The following is a 17,452-nucleotide window of genomic DNA, read 5'->3' on the forward strand; positions in this document are numbered from 1 at the left end:
AAAACCGCCCCGGGGGGCGGTTCTTCAAGGGGGCGGTCACTGGTCGCCGCTGGAGACTTCCTCGGGCTCGGGCTTGGACCGGCCTTCCTTCTTCGGCAGCGGCTGGATGTCCAGCTGCACCTCGTCCTTCTCGTCGAGGTCGACGGTCAGGCGGCCGCCGTCGGTGAGCCGGCCGAACAGGAGCTCGTCGGCCAGCGCGCGGCGGATGGTGTCCTGGATCAGGCGCTGCATCGGGCGCGCGCCCATGAGCGGGTCGAAGCCCTTCTTGGCCAGGTGCTTGCGCAGCTTGTCGGTGAAGGTGACTTCCACCTTCTTCTCGGCGAGCTGCTGCTCCAGCTGCAGCAGGAACTTGTCGACCACGCGCAGGATGATCTGCTCGTCCAGCGGCTTGAAGCTCACGATCGCGTCGAGGCGGTTGCGGAACTCCGGCGTGAACAGGCGCTTGATGTCGGCCATCTCGTCGCCCGCGGCGCGCGGGTTGGTGAAGCCGATGGTGGCCTTGTTCATGGTCTCGGCGCCCGCGTTCGTGGTCATGATGATGATCACGTTGCGGAAGTCGGCCTTGCGCCCGTTGTTGTCGGTCAGCGTGCCGTGGTCCATGACTTGCAGCAGCACGTTGAAGATGTCCGGGTGGGCTTTCTCGATCTCGTCGAGCAGCAGCACGCAGTGCGGCTTCTTGGTCACCGCCTCCGTCAGCAGGCCGCCCTGGTCGAAGCCCACATAGCCGGGAGGCGCGCCGATCAGGCGCGACACCGCATGGCGCTCCATGTACTCCGACATGTCGAAGCGGATCAGCTCGATGCCCATGATGTAGGCCAGCTGCTTGGCCGCTTCCGTCTTGCCGACGCCGGTGGGGCCGGAGAACAGGAAGGCGCCGATCGGCTTGTCGCCCTTGCCCAGGCCCGAACGTGCCATCTTGACCGAGGCGGCGAGCACTTCCAGGGCCTTGTCCTGGCCGAACACCACGCTCTTGAGATCACGCTCGATGGTCTGCAGCTTGCCGCGGTCGTCGTTCGACACGTTGGCGGGCGGGATCCGCGCGATCTTGGCCACGATTTCCTCGACCTCGGCCTTGGAGATGGTCTTCTTGCGCTTGCTCGCCGGCAGGATGCGCTGGGCGGCGCCCGCCTCGTCGATCACGTCGATGGCCTTGTCCGGCAGGTGGCGGTCGTTGATGTACTTGGCGGACAGCTCGGCCGCGGCCTGCAGCGCGGCCACGGCGTACTTGACGCTGTGGTGCTCCTCGAAGCGGCTCTTCAGGCCCTTGAGGATCTCCACGGTCTGCTCCACCGTCGGCTCGACCACGTCCACCTTCTGGAAGCGGCGGGACAGCGCGGCGTCCTTTTCGAAGATGCCGCGGTACTCGGTGAAGGTGGTCGCGCCGATGCACTTGAGCTGGCCCGAGGACAGGGCCGGCTTGAGCAGGTTGGACGCGTCCAGCGTGCCGCCCGAGGCCGCGCCGGCACCGATGAGGGTGTGGATCTCGTCGATGAACAGGATGGCGTTGGGCTTGTCCTTCAGGGACTTGAGCACGCCCTTCAGGCGCTGCTCGAAGTCGCCGCGGTACTTGGTGCCGGCCAGCAGCGCGCCCATGTCCAGCGAGTACACGGTGGACTCGGCCAGGATCTCCGGCACGTCCTTCTGCACGATGCGCCAGGCCAGGCCCTCGGCGATCGCGGTCTTGCCCACGCCGGCCTCGCCCACCAGCAGCGGGTTGTTCTTGCGGCGGCGGCACAGGATCTGGATGACGCGCTCGACCTCGTACTCGCGGCCGATCAGCGGGTCGATCTTGCCGTCCTTGGCGGCCTGGTTGAGGTTGAACGTGAACTGCTCGAGGGCCGAGGCCTTCTCGCTCTTCTCGCCGCCGCCCTCCTCCGGCTCGGCGCCGGGCGCCTCGCTGCCCTTGGCGGGCTCGGGCGGGTCGGACTTCTTGATGCCGTGGGCGATGAAGTTCACCACGTCCAGCCGGGTCACGCCCTGCTGGTGCAGGTAGTAGACGGCATGCGAGTCCTTCTCGCCGAAGATGGCCACCAGCACGTTGGCGCCGGTGACTTCCTTCTTGCCGTTGCCGGTGGACTGCACATGCATGATGGCGCGCTGGATCACGCGCTGGAAGCCCAGTGTCGGCTGGGTGTCCACGTCATCGGTGCCGGCGACCTGCGGGGTGTTGTCCTTGATGAAGTTGGACAGCGACTTGCGCAGGTCGTCGATATTGGCCGAGCAGGCCCGCAGCACCTCGGCCGCGCTGGGATTGTCCAGCAGGGCGAGCAGCAGGTGCTCCACGGTGATGAACTCGTGGCGCTGCTGCCGTGCCTCCACGAACGCCATGTGGAGGCTGACTTCCAATTCCTGGGCAATCATGAAATTTCCTTTGCCTTGCTACCGTTCCGTCTCTGACTCACTGTAATCCTGATCCGTTCCAGCTGTGCTGTCACTCCACGGGTTCACAGACACATTGCAGGGGATGCCCTGCCTGCCGGGCCGCGGCCTGGACCTGCTCGACCTTCGTCGACGCGACATCTCGGGAATAGACCCCGCAGACGCCTTTGCCGTCGAGATGGATCTTGAGCATGATCTGCGTGGCCGTCTCCCGGTCCTTGTTGAAAAACTCCTGGATCACCACGACGACGAATTCCATCGGGGTGTAGTCGTCATTCAGCATGACGACCTGGTACATCTGGGGAGGCTGGGTCCGCTGCGTCCGCCGCTCGAGGACCACCGACCCACCGTCGTCATCCTTGGGCTGCTGCTTGGGTGCAACCGGAGCGGGTTTGGGTGTTTTGCTGGCCATGAAAATCATTCTATCGACCCCACCGGCGCTGCCTCCCCGAAACGGATCTGGAGTCAGCCCATCCACTATTCAAGCCACGATCCCCAAACCTGCCGGGCAGGATTCTGGGCGGCACGGCGGCCCTTCGCCGGGAAGCCACGCCAGGCTTCCAACGGAAACTTTAGTATGTGAAAATATTCGCGCAAGGCGGCCCGTTTCAGGGCCGCCTCCCCACAACGCGAGGGAACATCGAGGGACCGCACATGGCGACTGGCACTGTCAAATGGTTCAATGATGCGAAGGGGTTCGGCTTCATCGAGCCCGACGGCGGGGGCCCCGATGTCTTCGCCCATTTCTCCGCCATCGTCATGGATGGCTTCAAGACCCTCAAGCAGGGTACCCGCGTCAGCTTCGAGCTCACCGAGGGCCCCAAGGGTCAGCTGGCGCAGAACATCCAGCCCGCGTCCCACCTGCCCCCTCTGGAGGCGCCCCGGCCCCACGCGCCCGCCCGTGCCTCACGGGTGCGCACGCCGCAGTTCCAGGCCCACGCCAACGACGCAGGCTGACAGCGCCGGCCCGATGAAAAAAGCCGCCCCCGCCGGGGCGGCTTTGCCTCGTCCGGGCCACCGGGCTCAGAGCTCGGCCATCTGCTCGATCATCACCTGGCCGAAGCCCGAGCAGCTGACCTGGATCGCGCCCTCCATGAGGCGGGCGAAATCGTAGGTCACCCGCTTGGTCTGGATCGCCGCCTCGAGCGAGCGGATGATCAGGTCCGCCGCCTCGGTCCAGCCCATATGGCGCAGCATCATCTCGGCCGAGAGGATCTCGGAGCCGGGGTTGACGTAGTCCTTGCCCGCGTACTTGGGGGCGGTGCCATGGGTCGCCTCGAACATCGCCACCGAGTCGCTCATGTTCGCCCCGGGCGCGATGCCGATGCCGCCGACCTGGGCGGCCAGGGCGTCGGAGATGTAGTCGCCGTTGAGGTTGAGCGTGGCCACCACGCTGTACTCCACCGGGCGCAGCAGGATCTGCTGCAGGAAGGCATCGGTGATCGAGTCCTTGATCACGATGTCCTTGCCGGTCTTCGGGTTCTTCAGGCGGCACCACGGGCCGCCATCGATCAGCTCGGCGCCGAACTCGCGCTGGGCCAGGGCGTAGCCCCAGTCCCGGAAGCCGCCCTCGGTGAACTTCATGATGTTGCCCTTGTGAACCAGGGTCACGCTAGGCTTGTCGTTGTCGATCGCGTACTGGATCGCCTTGCGCACCAGGCGTTCCGTGCCCTCGATCGACACCGGCTTGACACCGATGCCGGAAGTCTCCGGGAAACGGATCTTGCGCACGCCCATTTCCTCGACCAGGAAGCGAATGAGCTTCTGCGCCTTCTCCGACCGGGCCTCGTACTCGATGCCCGCGTAGATGTCCTCGGAGTTCTCGCGGAAGATGACCATGTTGGTCTTCTCCGGCTCCTTCAGCGGCGAGGGCACGCCCTTGAAATACTGCACCGGGCGCAGGCAGACATACAGGTCGAGTTCCTGTCGCAGGGTCACGTTCAGCGAGCGGATGCCGCCGCCGACCGGCGTGGTCAGCGGCCCCTTGATGGACACCACGTACTCCCGCACGGCCTGCAGGGTTTCCTCGGGCAGCCAGACATCGGGCCCGTACAGGCGGGTCGACTTCTCGCCGGCATACACCTCCATCCAGTGGATCCGGCGCTTGCCGCGATAGGCCTTGGCCACGGCGGCATCCACCACCTTCAGCATCACCGGCGTGATGTCGCGGCCGGTGCCATCACCCTCGATGTACGGGATGATGGGCTCGTCCGGCACGTTGAGGGAGTTGTCGGCGTTGACCGTGATCTTCTGGCCTTGGGCCGGCACCTGGATGTGCTGATACATGGATGGGGGCGTTCGTGGAGAAAAGGAGCGCCCTGGGGCGCGACCGGGGGCACCCGCCGCAGCCGGTGCGCCGGGGCATTCTAGCCACGGCCCCCGGCGGTTCGCACCGCCTGCGGGCCCGCAGGAACCGTCATGTAGCCCGCATGGCGTCGGTGATAACCCTCGAATTTGGCACCTTGGCATCCATCTTTTTTCAGGGCCGCGGGGGGGCCGCCGCGGGGCCAAAAAGTTTTTTGAATTTCTGCGTTTTTCTGTCAACGGCCGGTTAACTGCCGCGTTAGAGGAGAGCCTCACGGCCTGTCCGCGAGGCAATTTTTTGTTAGACAACCCTTTGAACTAGTCCAAAAGGAATCACCATGAAGAAGATCTTCGCCGCCCTGGCCGCCACCGTGTTCGCCGCTTCCGTGTTCGCTTCCGCCCCGGCCGCCGGCGCTTCCGCTGCCAAGCCCGCCGCTTCCGCCGCTTCCGCCAAGAAGTAATTCGGCTTGCGCGAATGAAAAGCCCGCCCTAGGCGGGCTTTTTTTATTTGCGCCGCTGTCAACGCCCGGCTCAGCCGCTCCGTTGCGAGAACACCCGGCACCGCCGGGACACGCCTCACCCTGTCACCTAGGATTTCCATGAACAAGCTGATCGCCTCCCTGGTTGCCGCCTTCTTCGCCGCCGGCGCCTTCGCCCAGGCCGCCCCCGCGGCTCCCGCCGCCCCGGCTGCTCCCGCTGCCCCTGCCGCCGCCGCCGCTCCCGCCGCCAAGGCAGAAGCCAAGCCGGAAGCCAAGGCCGAGAAGAAGGCCAAGAAGTCCACCAAGAAGGCCAAGAAGTCCAAGAAGGCCAGCGCCGCCTGATCCAGGCCCGCCCCCGAGAGATGCCCGCCCCGCGCGGGCATTTTTCTTGGGCCCGGTTGACGCAGAATCCCGCCCATGACCCACCGCCTGCTGATCGCCCTCCTGGGCCTTGCGGCCTTCGCCGCCTCCGCCCAGACCCCTCAGACGAACCTGCCACGCACCCGGCTCTCGGCCGGCATGCACCAGATCGATGCCCAGGTCGCCGCCACCCCGGGCGAGCGCCAGACCGGCCTGATGTGGCGCCGCGAGATGCCCCAGCACGAGGGGATGCTGTTCGTGTTCGACCAGCCCGGGACGCAGTGCTTCTGGATGATGAACACGCTGATCCCGCTCACCGCGGCCTTCGTCGCCGACGACGGCACCATCGTCAACCTGGCCGACATGGCGCCCCAGACCACCGACTCGCACTGCTCCGCCCGGCCGGTGCGCTACGTGCTCGAGATGAACCAGGGCTGGTTCGCGCGCAAGGGCCTGAAGGCCGGCGCCAGGCTGGCCGGCGAGCCGTTCGGCAAGTGAGGCAGCCGGCCCCGGCAGCGGGCGCCGCGCCAATGAAAAAGGGCCGCTCGATGCGGCCCTTGCGTCATGCGCGGGAACTTCAGGCGAAATTCTTCTGCGCGAATTCCCAGTTGACCAGCTTGTCGAGGAAGGTCTCGACGAACTTCGGGCGCAGGTTGCGGTAGTCGATGTAGTAGGCGTGCTCCCAGACGTCCACGGTCAGCAGGGCCTTGTCGGCGGTGGTCAGGGGCGTGCCGGCGGCGCCGGTGTTCACGATGTCCACGCTGCCATCGGCCTTCTTGACCAGCCAGGTCCAGCCGGAGCCGAAGTTGCCGACGGCGGACTTCACGAAGGCCTCGCGGAAGGCGGCGTAGCTGCCCCACTTCGAGGTGATGGCCGCGCCCAGCGCGCCGGTGGGCTCACCGCCGCCATTGGGCTTCATGCAGTTCCAGAAGAAGGTGTGGTTCCAGATCTGGGCCGCGTTGTTGTAGATGCCGCCGGAGGACTTCTTGACGATCTCCTCGAGGGTCATGGACTCGAACTCGGTGCCCTTCTGCAGGTTGTTCAGGTTCACGACATAGGCGTTGTGGTGCTTGCCGTGGTGGTACTCGAGCGTCTCCTGCGAGTAGTGCGGGGCCAGGGCGTCGATGGCGTACGGCAGCGGCGGGAGGGTGTGTTCCATGGTGATCCTCTTGGGGTTGTTCAGTTGTACGGATTCCGGGGATGGCGTCGGACCAGCCGGGATTCTAGGCATTAAATCAATCGGGGCTGGGACACGGTGACATCGAGCGTGCCGTCCGCGAGCCGGGCCTGCAGCCAGTCGCCCGGCCGGGCGTCGGCCGCGTGCATGAGGACGGTGCCGTCCTCGCGCGTGAGCAGCGCGTAGCCCCGTTGCAGCACCTGGCGCGGGTCGACACCGGCCAGCCGCAGCGCGGCGCGCTCCAGCCGCTGGCCCTGCACCGACAGCTGCCGCGGCACCGAGCGCTGCAAGGCGCCGGCTTGCGCGTCGAGCCCCGCCCCCAGGCGGGCCACCCGCGCCGCCACGGCATACCGCAGCCGCTGGGCCTGCCGCTCGAGTTGCTGGTGCTGGCCGGCCACACGGCCCGAGGGCCGGCCCAGGCGCGACGCCGCGGTGTCCAGCCGCTGCGAAGCGGCATCGAGCCGGCGCAGCGTCGCCGTGGACAGGCGATCCTGGACCAGCGACAGCGCGCCGAGCCAGGCGTCGCGCGGCTGCGCCACGAGCTCGGCCGCCGCCGTCGGCGTGGGCGCGCGCAGGTCGGCGCAGAAGTCGGCAATGGTGAAGTCGGTCTCGTGGCCGACCCCGCACACCAGCGGCACCGGGCTGGCGACGATGGTGCGAGCGAGCTGCTCGTCGTTGAATGACCAGAGGTCCTCGAGGGAGCCGCCGCCGCGGACCAGCAGGATCACGTCGACCTCGCCGGCCCGGGCCCGCGCGTAAAGCGCCTCCAGGGCCGCCACCAGCTCGCCCGGCGCCTGCGCGCCCTGCACTGCCGCGGGCGCCAGCAGCACCGGCACATGGGGCGCGCGCCGGCGCAGCGCCGTAGCCACGTCGTGCAGCGCCGCGGCGCCCAGCGAGGTGACCAGGCCGATGCCGCGCGGCATCACCGGCAGCTCGCGCTTGCGGTCCGGGTCGAACAGGCCCTCGGCCTCGAGCCGAGCCTTCAGGCGCAGGAACTGCTCGAACAGCGTGCCCTGGCCCGCGCGGCGCAACGACTCGACGATCAGCTGCAGGTCGCCGCGCGCGTCGTAGACGTCGAGCCGGCCCATGACCTCCACGCTGTCACCATCACGCGGGCTGAAATCCAGCCCGCTGGCGGCGCGGCGGAACATGGCGCAGCGGATCTGGCCGGTCGGGTCCTTGAGCGTGAAGTAGCAATGCCCGCTGGCCGGGCGCGAGAAGCCCGAAATCTCGCCGCGGACCGCGACAGGATTGAAGCGCGCGTCCAGGGCATCAGCAACGGCGCGGCATAGCGGGCCGACTTGCCAGATCCGCCGCGTCGTTGCTGGATTGTTGGCGTCAGGCATCAGGATCGGCGCGCCGTGGCGGGCCCATGCAGAGAAAAGTCGTCCACAGCGAGCGACCGGTAGGCAGGCATGGCGAACGGGGCACGAGAAATCACGGTTTTTCGTCGCAAGTGATTGATTTCAAACATGATTTTTCTGCTGAATTTGTGACCGTTCTGTCACAAGCTCCAATTGGCGCGGGTTTGGAGCCCATGGGGCCGCACTTGCGCACAAAGTTATCCACAAGAAATGTGAGAATCTTCCGACGCCCAGGCGGTGAGGTCCTACGAGCGGGAAGAGGTGCCCGATAATGGCCACCGAACTGCCCCGACAACTGCGCCGGAGACCCTCCCCTTGTTTTCGATCATACAAGCCGCCGGTTGGCCCATCTGGCCCCTGATCGCCTGCTCCATCCTGGCCCTGGCGCTGATCATCGAGCGATTCCTCAGCCTCAAGCGGGCCAAGGTCGCCCCCCCGAAGCTGCTGGAGGAAGCCCTGGCCGTCGCCCGCCACGCCGTCCCGTCGCCGGACGTGGTGACGCAGCTGGAGCAGAACTCGGCCCTGGGCGAGGTGCTGGCCAGCGGCCTGCGCGCCCTGGGCGCCAACCCCCGGTGCACCGAGGTGGACCTGCGCAGCGCCATGGAGACCACCGGCCGCGCCGTCGCGCACCGCCTGGAGCGCTCCCTCAGCGCGCTGGCCACGATCGCCTCCGCCGCCCCCCTGCTGGGCCTGCTGGGTACCGTGATCGGCATGATCGAGATCTTCGGCTCGCAGGCGCCCGGCGGCGGCACCGGCGGCAACCCGGCGCAGCTCGCGCACGGGATCTCGATCGCCCTGTACAACACCGCCTTCGGCCTGATCATCGCGATCCCCGCGCTGATCTTCTGGCGCTACTTCCGCGCCCGGGTCGACGAGTACCTCCTGGGCCTGGAGCTGGCCTCGGAGCGGCTGCTGCGGCACCTGCTGACGCTGCGCAAGTGAAGGCGGTGCGCCGATGAACTTCCGTCCGCGCAAGGCCGAAGAGCCGGAGATCAACCTGATCCCCTTCATCGACGTGCTGCTGGTGGTGCTGATCTTCCTGATGCTGTCCACCACCTACAGCAAGTTCACCGAGCTGCAGCTGCGGCTGCCCGTGGCCGACGCGCCGGCGCAGCGTGACTACCCCAAGGAGGTCATCGTCGCCATCGGCGCCGACGGCCGCTACTCGATCAACCGCAACCTGGTGAACGGCCGCAGCGTCGAGGCGGTGGCCGCGGCGCTGGTGGAGTCGGCCCGCGCGGGCAAGGACAGCGTGATCATCATCAGCGCCGACGCCTCGTCGCCGCACCAGTCCGTGATCACCGTGCTCGAGGCCGCGCGGCGCAGCGGCCTGGCCCAGATCACCTTCGCCGCGCAGTCCTCGGCCCAGGCCGGTACCGCGCGGTGAGCCTGCAGGCGGCCTGGCTGCGCCGCGGCCCGTTGGCGTGGAGCCTGCGGCCGCTGGCCTGGCTGTACGGCGGGCTGGCCGGCGTGCACCGGGGCCTGTATGCGCTGGGGCTGCGGCGCGCCGAGCGCCTGCCGGTGCCGGTGATCGTGGTCGGCAACGTGGTGGCCGGCGGCGCGGGCAAGACGCCCGTGGTCGCGGCGATCGTCGAACACCTCAAGGCGCGCGGGCTGCAGCCCGGGATCATCTCGCGCGGCTACGGCCGCCGCGGCCACGACTGCCGCGAGGTCACTTCCGCCACCGAGCCCGCCGACGCGGGGGACGAGCCCCTGCTGCTCGCGCGCCGCTGCCGCGTGCCGGTGTTCGTCGCGCCGCGCCGGGCCGACGCCGGCCGCGCGCTGCTCGCGGCCCACCCGCGCGTTCAGGTGCTCGTGAGCGACGACGGCCTGCAGCACCACGCGCTGGCCCGCGACCTCGGCGTCTGCGTGTTCGACGACCGCGGTACCGGCAACGGCTGGCTGCTGCCGGCAGGGCCGCTGCGCGAGCCGTGGCCCCGCCGGGTCGACCTGGTCCTGCGTCCGCCGGGCACGGCCGGCATCGAGGGCTACGGGGTCGAGCGCCGCCTCGACACCCAGGCCCTGCGCGCCGACGGCACGCGTCGCCCGCTCGCCGAACTGGCGCGCGAGCCGGTGCTGGCCCTGGCCGGGATCGCACGGCCCGAGGCGTTCTTCTCGATGCTGCGCGCCGCCGGCGTGTCCCCCGCCGCCACCCTGTCCCTGCCCGACCACCACGACTTCGACGCGGCGCCGCCGGCGGTGCCGCCCGGCATGGCAGTGGTCTGCACCGAGAAGGACGCGGTCAAGCTGTGGCGGCACCAGCCCGAGGCCTGGGCCGTACCGCTCTCGGTGGCGATCGAGCCGGCCTTCTGGAGCGCCTTCGATGCCCTCACGGACCGGGCGCTATCATCGCCCGATGGATCCCAAACTGCTTGAGCTCCTGGTCTGTCCCGTGACCAAGGGCCCGCTGGACCTCGACCGCGAGCGCCAGGAACTGATCTCGCGCAGCGCGCGCTTGGCCTACCCGATCCGCGACGGCATCCCCGTGCTGCTCGAGGAGGAGGCCCGCACCCTGTCCGACGAAGAACTCGAACGCCTGCCCCCGCGCGCGCCCCAGGTCTGATGGCCCTGCCCTTCACCGTCCTCATCCCGGCGCGGCTGGCCTCCTCCCGCCTGCCCGACAAGCCCCTGGCCGACATCGCCGGCAAGCCCATGGTGGTGCGCGTGGCCGAGCGCGCCAGCCATTCCGGCGCGCAGCAGGTGGTCGTGGCCACCGACACCGAGGCCATCGCCCGCGCCTGCGAGGCGCATGGGGTGCGCGCCGTCATGACCCGCATCGACCACCCCTCGGGCAGCGACCGCCTGGCCGAGGCCTGCGAGCGCCTGGCCCTGGCCGACGACGCCCTCGTGGTCAACGTGCAGGGCGACGAGCCCCTGATCGAGCCGGCGCTGATTGACGCCGTCGCCGGCCTGCTGCAGCGGCATGGCGACGCCGCGATGAGCACCGCGGCCCATCCCATCGACTCGGTCGACGACCTGCGCAACCCGAACGTGGTCAAGGTCGTCACCGACGCCCGCGGGATCGCCCTGTACTTCAGCCGCGCCCCCATCCCCTGGTGGCGCGACGGCTCCAGCGCCGGCGAGCCCGGGCTGCCGCAGCCGCGGCCGCTGCGGCATGTGGGCATCTACGGCTATCGCGTCGGCTTCCTGCGCGAATTCCCCAAACTTCCCCAGGCGCCAGTCGAACAGCTCGAGGCGCTGGAACAGCTGCGAGCCCTGTGGCACGGGCACCGCATCGCGGTGCACGTGACGGACGCCGCGCCGGGCCCGGGCGTGGACACGCCCGAGGACCTCGCACGCGTGCGGGCCCTGTTCCAACCCGCCAGGTAACCCGGCTGCGCCACTCAGCCGCGTAAGGGACGCGGAGGGGTCGCATGCTATCCTCGCCGCGACTTGGCCGGGGGGCGACACCGCTTCGCCCCGGCCCGCCGTATTCATTGACTCCGGAGACACCATGAGACTCATCCTGTTGGGCGCGCCCGGCGCCGGCAAAGGCACGCAGGCCGCGTTCATCTGCCAGAAGTACGGCATCCCGCAGATTTCCACCGGTGACATGCTGCGCGCTGCCGTGAAGGCCGGCACGCCCCTGGGCCTGGCGGCCAAGAAGGTCATGGACGCCGGCGGACTGGTGAGCGACGAGATCATCATCGGCCTGGTCCAGGAGCGCCTGACCCAGCCCGACTGCGCAAAGGGCTTCCTGTTCGACGGCTTCCCCCGCACCATCCCGCAGGCCGAGGCCATGCGCGAAGCCGGCGTGAAGCTGGACTACGTCCTCGAGATCGACGTGCCCTTCGACGCCATCATCGAGCGCATGAGCGGCCGCCGCTCGCACCCGGCCTCGGGCCGCACCTACCACGTGAAGTTCAACCCGCCCAAGACCGAAGGCAAGGACGACGTCACCGGCGAGCCGCTGGTGCAGCGCGACGACGACAAGGAAGAAACCGTCAAGAAGCGCCTGGAGGTCTATGCCTCGCAGACGCGCCCGCTGGTGGACTACTACGCCACCTGGGCCAAGACCGACCCGGCCACCGCGCCCAAGTACCGCGCCATCAGCGGCATGGGCAACGTCGACGAGATCACTTCCCGCGCACTGACCGCCCTGGCCAGCTGAGGCGCCCGGCCGGCGCGCCTCAGGTGTCGCCCTGCGGGACGCGGGCGACCATCAGGTCCAGCAGCAGGGATACGCGCGCCTTGACCGGCGTGACCGTCGAAGCCTGTGGCAACGGCTTCTCCGCGGCACCGACCACCCGTCCCAGGGCGCAGCGCGTCGAACGCACCACGGCCACCCCGTGGGCCTGCGCGTCGAGCAGGGCCTGCTCCAGCCCGCCCGACACCGTCCCGTTGCCGGTGCCGGCCACCACCAGCCCGTCGATCCCCTGGGTGCGCAGGGCCTCCACGAGGCGGCCGTCCGCACCGGCGTGGTTCAGGACGATCTCCACCCGCGGCCACCGTGCCGGGTCAGTGCCGGCCACCGCCCGTGCACGCGCCGGCGCCTGCGGGTCACCGGCCGCCGGCCAGTCACGCAGGAGGCGCACCGCGCCCTCCTCCACCAGTCCCAGCGGCCCCGCCTCGCCCGAGTCGAAGGCATCGAGGCGGTAGGGATGGACCTTCGCCACCTCCATCGGCCCATGGATGCGCCCGGCGCACACCGCCACCACGCCGCGCGCGCCAGGCGTCCGTGCCACCGCGAGCGCATCCGCCAGGTTCTGCGGACCGTCGGGTGACAACGCGTTGGCGGGCCGCATCGCGCAGGCCAGCACCAGCGGCTTGGCGGGCGACAGCACCCGCTGCAGGAACCAGGCCGTCTCCTCCAGCGTGTCCGTGCCGTGGGTCACCACCACGCCCTGCACGCCGGGCTGGGCCAGCCAGTGGGCACAGCGCGCAGCCAGCCGCTGCCAGGTGGCGAAGTCCATGTCCTTGCTGTCCACCTGGGCCACTTGCTCGGCCTCCAGCGCGACGCCCTCGAGCGACGGCAGCGCCTGCAGCAGCTGCGCGACGCCGAGCTGCGCCGCGGTGTAGCCAGTGTGGTCACCGGGCCTGGAGGCGGTGCCGGCGATGGTGCCGCCGGTGCCCAGCACAACGATTTTTTGGGGAGGCACTTGCGCTTCCTTGCAAAGCTGGTTAAAAATACAGGTACTGGATATCGAAACAGTTGGTTATCCGCACAGTACCTGCAACACAGGGTCGGCCACTGTCTCGATTGGTTCTTCACGGTTTCCGAGGAGGCTCCTCATGATCGACACGCCCAAGCTCACGGCCCGCCAGCAGCAGATTCTGGACCTGATCCAGAGCGCCATCGCCCGCACGGGCGCGCCGCCCACGCGCGCCGAGATCGCGTCCGAGCTCGGTTTCAAGTCCGCCAACGCGGCCGAGGAGCACCTGCAGGCGCTGGCACGCAAGGGCGTGATCGAGCTGGTCAGCGGCACCTCCCGCGGCATCCGCCTGCGGGGCGAAGCGCTGCGCTCCATCAACGAGTCGCGCGTCAAGCAGTTCTCGCTGCCGCTGCAGAGCCTGGCCCAGCTCGCCCTGCCCCTGGTCGGCCGCGTCGCCGCCGGCTCGCCCATTCTGGCGCAGGAGCATGTGGACCAGACCTACTACGTCGAGAGCAGCCTCTTCCAGCGCAAGCCCGACTACCTGCTGAAGGTGCGTGGCATGTCCATGCGCGACGCCGGCATCATGGACGGCGACCTGCTCGCGGTGCAGGCCACCAAGGACGCCAAGAACGGCCAGATCATCGTCGCCCGCCTGGGCGACGACGTCACCGTCAAGCGCTTCCGCCGCAACAAGCACCTCATCGAGCTGCATGCGGAGAACCCCGACTACGCCACGATCATCGTGGAGCCCGGCGAGCCCTTCGAGATCGAGGGCCTGGCCGTGGGGCTGATCCGCAACACCATGCTGATGTAACCCCAGCGATCCCATCCCGGAGCGGCCCAGGTGGCGGGCGTATGGCGTGGAGCCATCACCCTGTGCCGTTCCTTTCCCTCGCAATCCTGCCTGTGTGTCACACCTCGTCGTATCAAGGAGCTTCACATGGCACTGGCCCTTCCCCTCATCGTTGAACTGTTCCAGCCCGTCCAGGCCATGGTCGAGTGGCTGGCGGGCGGCCCGGCGCCGCGCCGTGAGCCGCAGGTGCTGTGCCCTGCGCAGGGCCCCGCTGGCCGCAGCGTGCACGTGGTCCATGTGGTCAACGCCCGCGAGAGCCGCGCCGCCCGCGGCCGCGTGATCGCCGGCCGCATCGACGAGGTCTGCGCCGAGCTGGACCGCCTGGCTGCCCTCGAGGCCCGGCACTGAGCCGCGCCCGCCGGCGTCAGGCGGCGCCGTTGAGATAGTCGGACTTGCCCAGGTCCACGCCGTTGTGGCGCAGGATCGCGTAAGCGGTCGTGATGTGGAAGTACATGTTGGGCAGCACCCAGAGCTTGAGGTAGTCCTCGGCCTTCATCGTGCGGGTGGCGCCCTGGCGGCCCACCGGGAAGGTGATCTCCTTGGCCTCGGTGCCGTCCAGGGCCTGGGGCGGCACGGTGGCCAGCCAGGCCAGCGTGCGGTCGATGCGGGCGCGCAGCTCGTCGAAGGTGCTCTCGGTGTCCTCGAACTTCGGCGCCTCCAGGCCGCTGATGCGCGCCACGCCGAGTTTGGCCGCATCGCAGGCGATCAGGATCTGCCGCGAGAACGGCAGCATGTCCGGGGCCAGGCGATAGGCCACCAGCACCTGCGGGTCGAACTTGCGGGCCTGGGCGTTGGCCACCGCCTTGTCCAGGATGTGTTTCAGGTTGCCCAGCATCTTCTGGAACACGGGCAGGCTGGCGGACGACATGGAAATGCTCACGGGGTCTCCTCGATGGGATGGGTCGGGTCGGGCCGTCCGGCGGCGCGCGCCGCGGACCGCGCGATGCTACCCGGCCTGCGGGCCCATCACCGGCGACCCGGAGCGCCTGGTTGCGGCAAGGCACAATCCGGTGCCATGAACATTGTGATCCTCGACGATTACCAGGATGCGGTGCGCAAGCTCCAATGCGCCAGCAAGCTCGAGCCCTTTCCCGCCAAGGTCTACACCAACACCGTCAAGGGAATCGGCCAGCTGTCCGTCCGCCTGCGTGATGCCGATGCGATCGTCCTGATCCGGGAACGCACCCAGATCAGCCGCCAATTGCTGGAAAAGCTCCCCCGCCTCAAGCTCATCGCCCAGACCGGCCGTGTCGGCGCGCACATCGACGTGCAGGCCTGCACCGAGCGCGGCATCGTCGTGACCGAGGGCGTCGGCTCGCCGGTGGCCCCGGCCGAGCTCACCTGGGCCCTGATCATGGCGGCCATGCGCCGCCTCCCGCAGTACATCAGCACGCTCAAGCACGGCGCGTGGCAGCAGTCCGGCATGAAATCGGCCTCGATGCCGCCCAACTTCGGCGTCGGCCAGGTGCTGCGGGGCAAGACCCTGGGCATCTGGGGCTACGGCCGTATCGGCCAGCTGGTGGCGGCCTACGGCAAGGCCTTCGGCATGAAGGTGGTGATCTGGGGACGCGAGGCCTCGCGCGAGCTGGCCACGGCCGACGGCTACTTCGTCGCGCCCAGTCGCGACGCCTTCTTCTCCGAATGCGACGTGGTCAGCGTACACCTGCGGCTGAACGACGAGACCACCGGCATCGTGCGACTGGAAGACCTCAGCCGCATGAAGCCGACCGCGCTGTTCGTCAACACCTCACGGGCCGAGCTGGTCGAGCACGACGCGCTGATCGCCGCGCTGAACCGCGGACGTCCCGGCATGGCCGCGGTCGATGTGTTCGAAAGCGAGCCGATCCTGCAGGGCCACGCTCTGCTGCGCCTGGAGAACTGCATCTGCACGCCCCACATCGGCTACGTGGAGCAGGAAACCTACGAGATGTACTTCGGCGCGGCGTTCGACAACGTCGTCAACTTCATCCAGGGAACGCCGACCCACGTGGTGAACCCGGCGGCCCTGCAGGTCCGCCGCTGAGGCCTCCGCCACAGGAGCGGCAGCCGGGGCCCGTGACGGGCCCGCGGCGCGCCGTCAGCTCGCCGGCGGACGCTGCGCGGGCGGCAGTTTGAACTCGGCCGACTCGAAGTCGAAGTCCAGCGAGTTCTCGTTCCCCCGCGTGACCTCGGGCATCGAGGGCACGACCATCATCGGCGCCGGCTGGGTCTCCGGGCCCTGGCCGGCGAGTTCGTCGAGGTCCACATCGACCGCCACGACGCTGTTGCTGGCGGACGGCAGGACCGGCGCACCATCCCCCGCGGCCATCTCTGAGGCCACGTTGTGCAGGAACAGCAGGTCGCGGTAGGCCTGCAGGGTCAGGCTCTCCTCGCCGTCAGCGCCCGGACGGCGGAAGATGGCGTCGTCGATGACCTGCAGCACGCGGCGGCCCGGCCAGGCCTCCTGGATGCGCGCCATCAGGCGCGAGAAGACCTCCAGGCCGTGCTGGTCCTCGCTGAAGTTCGCGAAGGCCGGCGCCTTGGCGTTGAACAGCCACTCGAAGTCGCGGCGCAGCTGCTCGTACTCCTCCTGCCGGCCCAGCTTGTGGTGGATCTCCAGCAGGTCCAGCCAGGCCACCGGGCTGGCCTGCGGGTGCGCCTCGATGTGATTGCGCAGCACCTCGATGGCGCGGTCGTACTCGCCCAGCGAGACGAAGAAATCGGCTTCCTGCTGGATGTCGCTCAGCTCGTCGCTGGTCAGCGGCAGCGGGTCGCTGACGCGCAGGCCGTCGGCCTCGCCGCCCGGGCGGCGCGCCGAGAGACCCATGGGCGCGGACAGCGGCCCCGGGGAAGCTAAGGCAGCCGCCCTCGTTCCCGGGGCTGGGACCGCGTCCGCAGTCGACCCCGGCGCGGGCGCAGGCACCGGGTCAGGTGACGCGGCAGCAGCCACCGCCACACTGGCGCCCGCCGGCGCGGCGGCGCCGGCCGGGGGCTCCTCGATGAGCCGCTCCTCCACCGGGCGCGACGGGGTCTCGGGCTGGTGGGACTCGCCCCACCACTGGGCCTGGGCGGCGCTGCGGCCGCGGCGCCACAGCACCAGGGCCAGGCCCAGCGCCCCGGCCAGCAGGGCGCCGAGCGTGTAGACCAGGCCGTTGGCATAGCGTTCGCGGTCGGCCTTCTCCAGCCGGTCGCGCAAGTCGGTCAGCGCGGCATCGCGCTTGAGCATGCCCTCGCGCAGGACCTTCAGGTCCGCCTCCATCGAGAGGATGCGCTCGGCATTGCGCTGCAGCTCCTCGGCGGCCGCGCTGAGAGCCTGCGCCTGGGCGTCGGCGCGCGCGGCGGCGCTGGCCACCGGCTCACCGACCGCGGGACGCGCGGCGGCGGACGCGGCCAGGCGCGGCCGCACCTCCACCGCCTCCAGCTTCAGGCGGGGACGCGCTTCCGCGGCCGGCGCGGGCGCGGGG

20 protein-coding genes and 1 pseudogene are annotated in these 17,452 nt (G+C 69.3%); 13 read left to right on the forward strand and 8 right to left on the reverse strand.

Annotation, left to right across the window (positions count from 1 at the left end):
- Window positions 1-36: 36 nt before the first annotated feature.
- Together clpA and clpS are read right to left on the reverse strand one after the other, a co-directional pair.
- Window positions 37-2,361: an ATP-dependent Clp protease ATP-binding subunit ClpA gene (gene clpA, locus ACFQZY_RS07340; RefSeq protein ID WP_377414494.1), complete on the reverse strand. Its 2,325-nt coding sequence runs from the start codon at window positions 2,359-2,361 to the stop codon at window positions 37-39.
- Between the two features lie 70 nt (window positions 2,362-2,431).
- Window positions 2,432-2,791: an ATP-dependent Clp protease adapter ClpS gene (gene clpS / locus ACFQZY_RS07345; RefSeq protein ID WP_377414496.1), complete on the reverse strand. Its 360-nt coding sequence runs from the start codon at window positions 2,789-2,791 to the stop codon at window positions 2,432-2,434.
- A 242-nt stretch (window positions 2,792-3,033) separates the two neighbouring features.
- On the opposite strand from clpS, the pseudogene ACFQZY_RS07350 reads away from it, so the two are divergent.
- Window positions 3,034-3,234: pseudogene (locus tag ACFQZY_RS07350) on the forward strand (cold-shock protein); the annotation flags it as partial.
- Between the two features lie 168 nt (window positions 3,235-3,402).
- On the opposite strand, the gene icd reads toward ACFQZY_RS07350, so the two are convergent.
- Complete coding sequence (gene icd / locus ACFQZY_RS07355) at window positions 3,403-4,665, reverse strand: NADP-dependent isocitrate dehydrogenase (RefSeq protein WP_377414498.1); 1,263 nt, start codon at window positions 4,663-4,665, stop codon at window positions 3,403-3,405.
- Window positions 4,666-5,021: 356 nt separating this feature from the next.
- Between icd and ACFQZY_RS07360 the strand changes: the two genes are divergently transcribed.
- The 3 genes from ACFQZY_RS07360 to ACFQZY_RS07370 all read left to right on the forward strand — a co-directional run bounded on the left by ACFQZY_RS07360 (window position 5,022) and on the right by ACFQZY_RS07370 (window position 6,020).
- Window positions 5,022-5,144, forward strand: coding sequence for a hypothetical protein (locus ACFQZY_RS07360; RefSeq protein ID WP_377414501.1), 123 nt, complete (start codon window positions 5,022-5,024; stop codon window positions 5,142-5,144).
- 138 nt (window positions 5,145-5,282) lie between these two features.
- Window positions 5,283-5,504 carry a hypothetical protein gene (locus ACFQZY_RS07365; protein ID WP_377414503.1) on the forward strand — a complete coding sequence of 74 codons (222 nt, stop codon included), beginning with the start codon at window positions 5,283-5,285 and terminating at the stop codon, window positions 5,502-5,504.
- Between the two features lie 75 nt (window positions 5,505-5,579).
- Window positions 5,580-6,020 (forward strand): DUF192 domain-containing protein, encoded by a 441-nt coding sequence (locus ACFQZY_RS07370; protein WP_377414505.1) that lies wholly within the window; start codon window positions 5,580-5,582, stop codon window positions 6,018-6,020.
- Window positions 6,021-6,099: 79 nt separating this feature from the next.
- On the opposite strand, the gene ACFQZY_RS07375 is transcribed toward ACFQZY_RS07370, so the two are convergent.
- Both ACFQZY_RS07375 and xseA read right to left on the reverse strand, forming a co-directional pair.
- Entirely contained in the window at window positions 6,100-6,681 is a 582-nt protein-coding gene (locus tag ACFQZY_RS07375) for a superoxide dismutase (protein WP_377414507.1), read from the reverse strand.
- 71 nt (window positions 6,682-6,752) lie between these two features.
- Window positions 6,753-8,045 (reverse strand): exodeoxyribonuclease VII large subunit, encoded by a 1,293-nt coding sequence (gene xseA / locus ACFQZY_RS07380; RefSeq protein WP_377414509.1) that lies wholly within the window; start codon window positions 8,043-8,045, stop codon window positions 6,753-6,755.
- 333 nt (window positions 8,046-8,378) lie between these two features.
- On the opposite strand from xseA, the gene ACFQZY_RS07385 reads away from it, so the two are divergent.
- The 6 genes from ACFQZY_RS07385 to adk all read left to right on the forward strand — a co-directional run bounded on the left by ACFQZY_RS07385 (window position 8,379) and on the right by adk (window position 12,174).
- A complete protein-coding gene (locus ACFQZY_RS07385) occupies window positions 8,379-9,005 on the forward strand; it encodes a MotA/TolQ/ExbB proton channel family protein (RefSeq protein ID WP_377414512.1) in 627 nt (208 codons plus the stop codon).
- Between the two features lie 13 nt (window positions 9,006-9,018).
- A complete protein-coding gene (locus ACFQZY_RS07390) occupies window positions 9,019-9,450 on the forward strand; it encodes an ExbD/TolR family protein (protein WP_377414514.1) in 432 nt (143 codons plus the stop codon).
- On the forward strand, window positions 9,447-10,439 hold the full coding sequence (lpxK, locus tag ACFQZY_RS07395; RefSeq protein WP_377414516.1) for a tetraacyldisaccharide 4'-kinase: 993 nt from the start codon (window positions 9,447-9,449) through the stop codon (window positions 10,437-10,439). Before ACFQZY_RS07390 ends, lpxK begins: the two co-directional genes overlap by 4 nt.
- Window positions 10,420-10,626, forward strand: coding sequence for a Trm112 family protein (locus ACFQZY_RS07400; protein ID WP_377414518.1), 207 nt, complete (start codon window positions 10,420-10,422; stop codon window positions 10,624-10,626). Before lpxK ends, ACFQZY_RS07400 begins: the two co-directional genes overlap by 20 nt.
- A 5-nt stretch (window positions 10,627-10,631) precedes the next feature.
- A complete protein-coding gene (kdsB, locus tag ACFQZY_RS07405; protein WP_377414561.1) occupies window positions 10,632-11,393 on the forward strand; it encodes a 3-deoxy-manno-octulosonate cytidylyltransferase in 762 nt (253 codons plus the stop codon).
- A 124-nt stretch (window positions 11,394-11,517) separates the two neighbouring features.
- Window positions 11,518-12,174, forward strand: a complete 657-nt coding sequence (gene adk / locus ACFQZY_RS07410) for an adenylate kinase (RefSeq protein WP_377414520.1) — start codon at window positions 11,518-11,520, stop codon at window positions 12,172-12,174.
- Window positions 12,175-12,193: 19 nt separating this feature from the next.
- On the opposite strand, the gene ACFQZY_RS07415 is transcribed toward adk, so the two are convergent.
- On the reverse strand, window positions 12,194-13,162 hold the full coding sequence (locus tag ACFQZY_RS07415; RefSeq protein ID WP_377414523.1) for an asparaginase: 969 nt from the start codon (window positions 13,160-13,162) through the stop codon (window positions 12,194-12,196).
- A gap of 133 nt (window positions 13,163-13,295) precedes the next feature.
- Here ACFQZY_RS07415 and lexA point away from each other — a divergent pair, with 133 nt between their 5' ends.
- Both lexA and ACFQZY_RS07425 read left to right on the forward strand, forming a co-directional pair.
- Entirely contained in the window at window positions 13,296-13,970 is a 675-nt protein-coding gene (gene lexA / locus ACFQZY_RS07420) for a transcriptional repressor LexA (protein WP_377414526.1), read from the forward strand.
- Between the two features lie 126 nt (window positions 13,971-14,096).
- Window positions 14,097-14,357, forward strand: coding sequence for a hypothetical protein (locus tag ACFQZY_RS07425; RefSeq protein WP_377414529.1), 261 nt, complete (start codon window positions 14,097-14,099; stop codon window positions 14,355-14,357).
- Window positions 14,358-14,373: 16 nt separating this feature from the next.
- Here ACFQZY_RS07425 and ACFQZY_RS07430 read toward each other — a convergent pair whose 3' ends face one another.
- Complete coding sequence (locus ACFQZY_RS07430; protein WP_377414532.1) at window positions 14,374-14,889, reverse strand: DUF1993 family protein; 516 nt, start codon at window positions 14,887-14,889, stop codon at window positions 14,374-14,376.
- Between the two features lie 135 nt (window positions 14,890-15,024).
- Here ACFQZY_RS07430 and ACFQZY_RS07435 point away from each other — a divergent pair, with 135 nt between their 5' ends.
- Window positions 15,025-16,032 (forward strand): D-2-hydroxyacid dehydrogenase family protein, encoded by a 1,008-nt coding sequence (locus tag ACFQZY_RS07435; RefSeq protein ID WP_377414535.1) that lies wholly within the window; start codon window positions 15,025-15,027, stop codon window positions 16,030-16,032.
- 54 nt (window positions 16,033-16,086) lie between these two features.
- Here ACFQZY_RS07435 and ACFQZY_RS07440 read toward each other — a convergent pair.
- On the reverse strand, window positions 16,087-17,452 hold a 1,366-nt coding region (locus ACFQZY_RS07440), incomplete at its 5' end, for a FimV family protein (RefSeq protein ID WP_377414538.1).

It is taken from the genome of Ramlibacter sp. GCM10027632 (assembly GCF_042675325.1).
Classification (GTDB): Bacteria; Pseudomonadota; Gammaproteobacteria; order Burkholderiales; family Burkholderiaceae_C; genus Ramlibacter.

What these genes read in the sequence shown, in the direction of transcription:
- clpA (WP_377414494.1), bottom strand. Translation starts at nt 2,361, where the DNA reads ATGATTGCCCAGGAATTGGAAGTCAGCCTCCACATGGCGTTCGTGGAG.
- clpS (WP_377414496.1), bottom strand. Translation starts at nt 2,791, where the DNA reads ATGGCCAGCAAAACACCCAAACCCGCTCCGGTTGCACCCAAGCAGCAG.
- icd (WP_377414498.1), bottom strand. Translation starts at nt 4,665, where the DNA reads ATGTATCAGCACATCCAGGTGCCGGCCCAAGGCCAGAAGATCACGGTC.
- ACFQZY_RS07360 (WP_377414501.1), top strand. Translation starts at nt 5,022, where the DNA reads ATGAAGAAGATCTTCGCCGCCCTGGCCGCCACCGTGTTCGCCGCTTCC.
- ACFQZY_RS07365 (WP_377414503.1), top strand. Translation starts at nt 5,283, where the DNA reads ATGAACAAGCTGATCGCCTCCCTGGTTGCCGCCTTCTTCGCCGCCGGC.
- ACFQZY_RS07370 (WP_377414505.1), top strand. Translation starts at nt 5,580, where the DNA reads ATGACCCACCGCCTGCTGATCGCCCTCCTGGGCCTTGCGGCCTTCGCC.
- ACFQZY_RS07375 (WP_377414507.1), bottom strand. Translation starts at nt 6,681, where the DNA reads ATGGAACACACCCTCCCGCCGCTGCCGTACGCCATCGACGCCCTGGCC.
- xseA (WP_377414509.1), bottom strand. Translation starts at nt 8,045, where the DNA reads ATGCCTGACGCCAACAATCCAGCAACGACGCGGCGGATCTGGCAAGTC.
- ACFQZY_RS07390 (WP_377414514.1), top strand. Translation starts at nt 9,019, where the DNA reads ATGAACTTCCGTCCGCGCAAGGCCGAAGAGCCGGAGATCAACCTGATC.
- ACFQZY_RS07400 (WP_377414518.1), top strand. Translation starts at nt 10,420, where the DNA reads ATGGATCCCAAACTGCTTGAGCTCCTGGTCTGTCCCGTGACCAAGGGC.
- adk (WP_377414520.1), top strand. Translation starts at nt 11,518, where the DNA reads ATGAGACTCATCCTGTTGGGCGCGCCCGGCGCCGGCAAAGGCACGCAG.
- lexA (WP_377414526.1), top strand. Translation starts at nt 13,296, where the DNA reads ATGATCGACACGCCCAAGCTCACGGCCCGCCAGCAGCAGATTCTGGAC.
- ACFQZY_RS07425 (WP_377414529.1), top strand. Translation starts at nt 14,097, where the DNA reads ATGGCACTGGCCCTTCCCCTCATCGTTGAACTGTTCCAGCCCGTCCAG.
- ACFQZY_RS07435 (WP_377414535.1), top strand. Translation starts at nt 15,025, where the DNA reads ATGAACATTGTGATCCTCGACGATTACCAGGATGCGGTGCGCAAGCTC.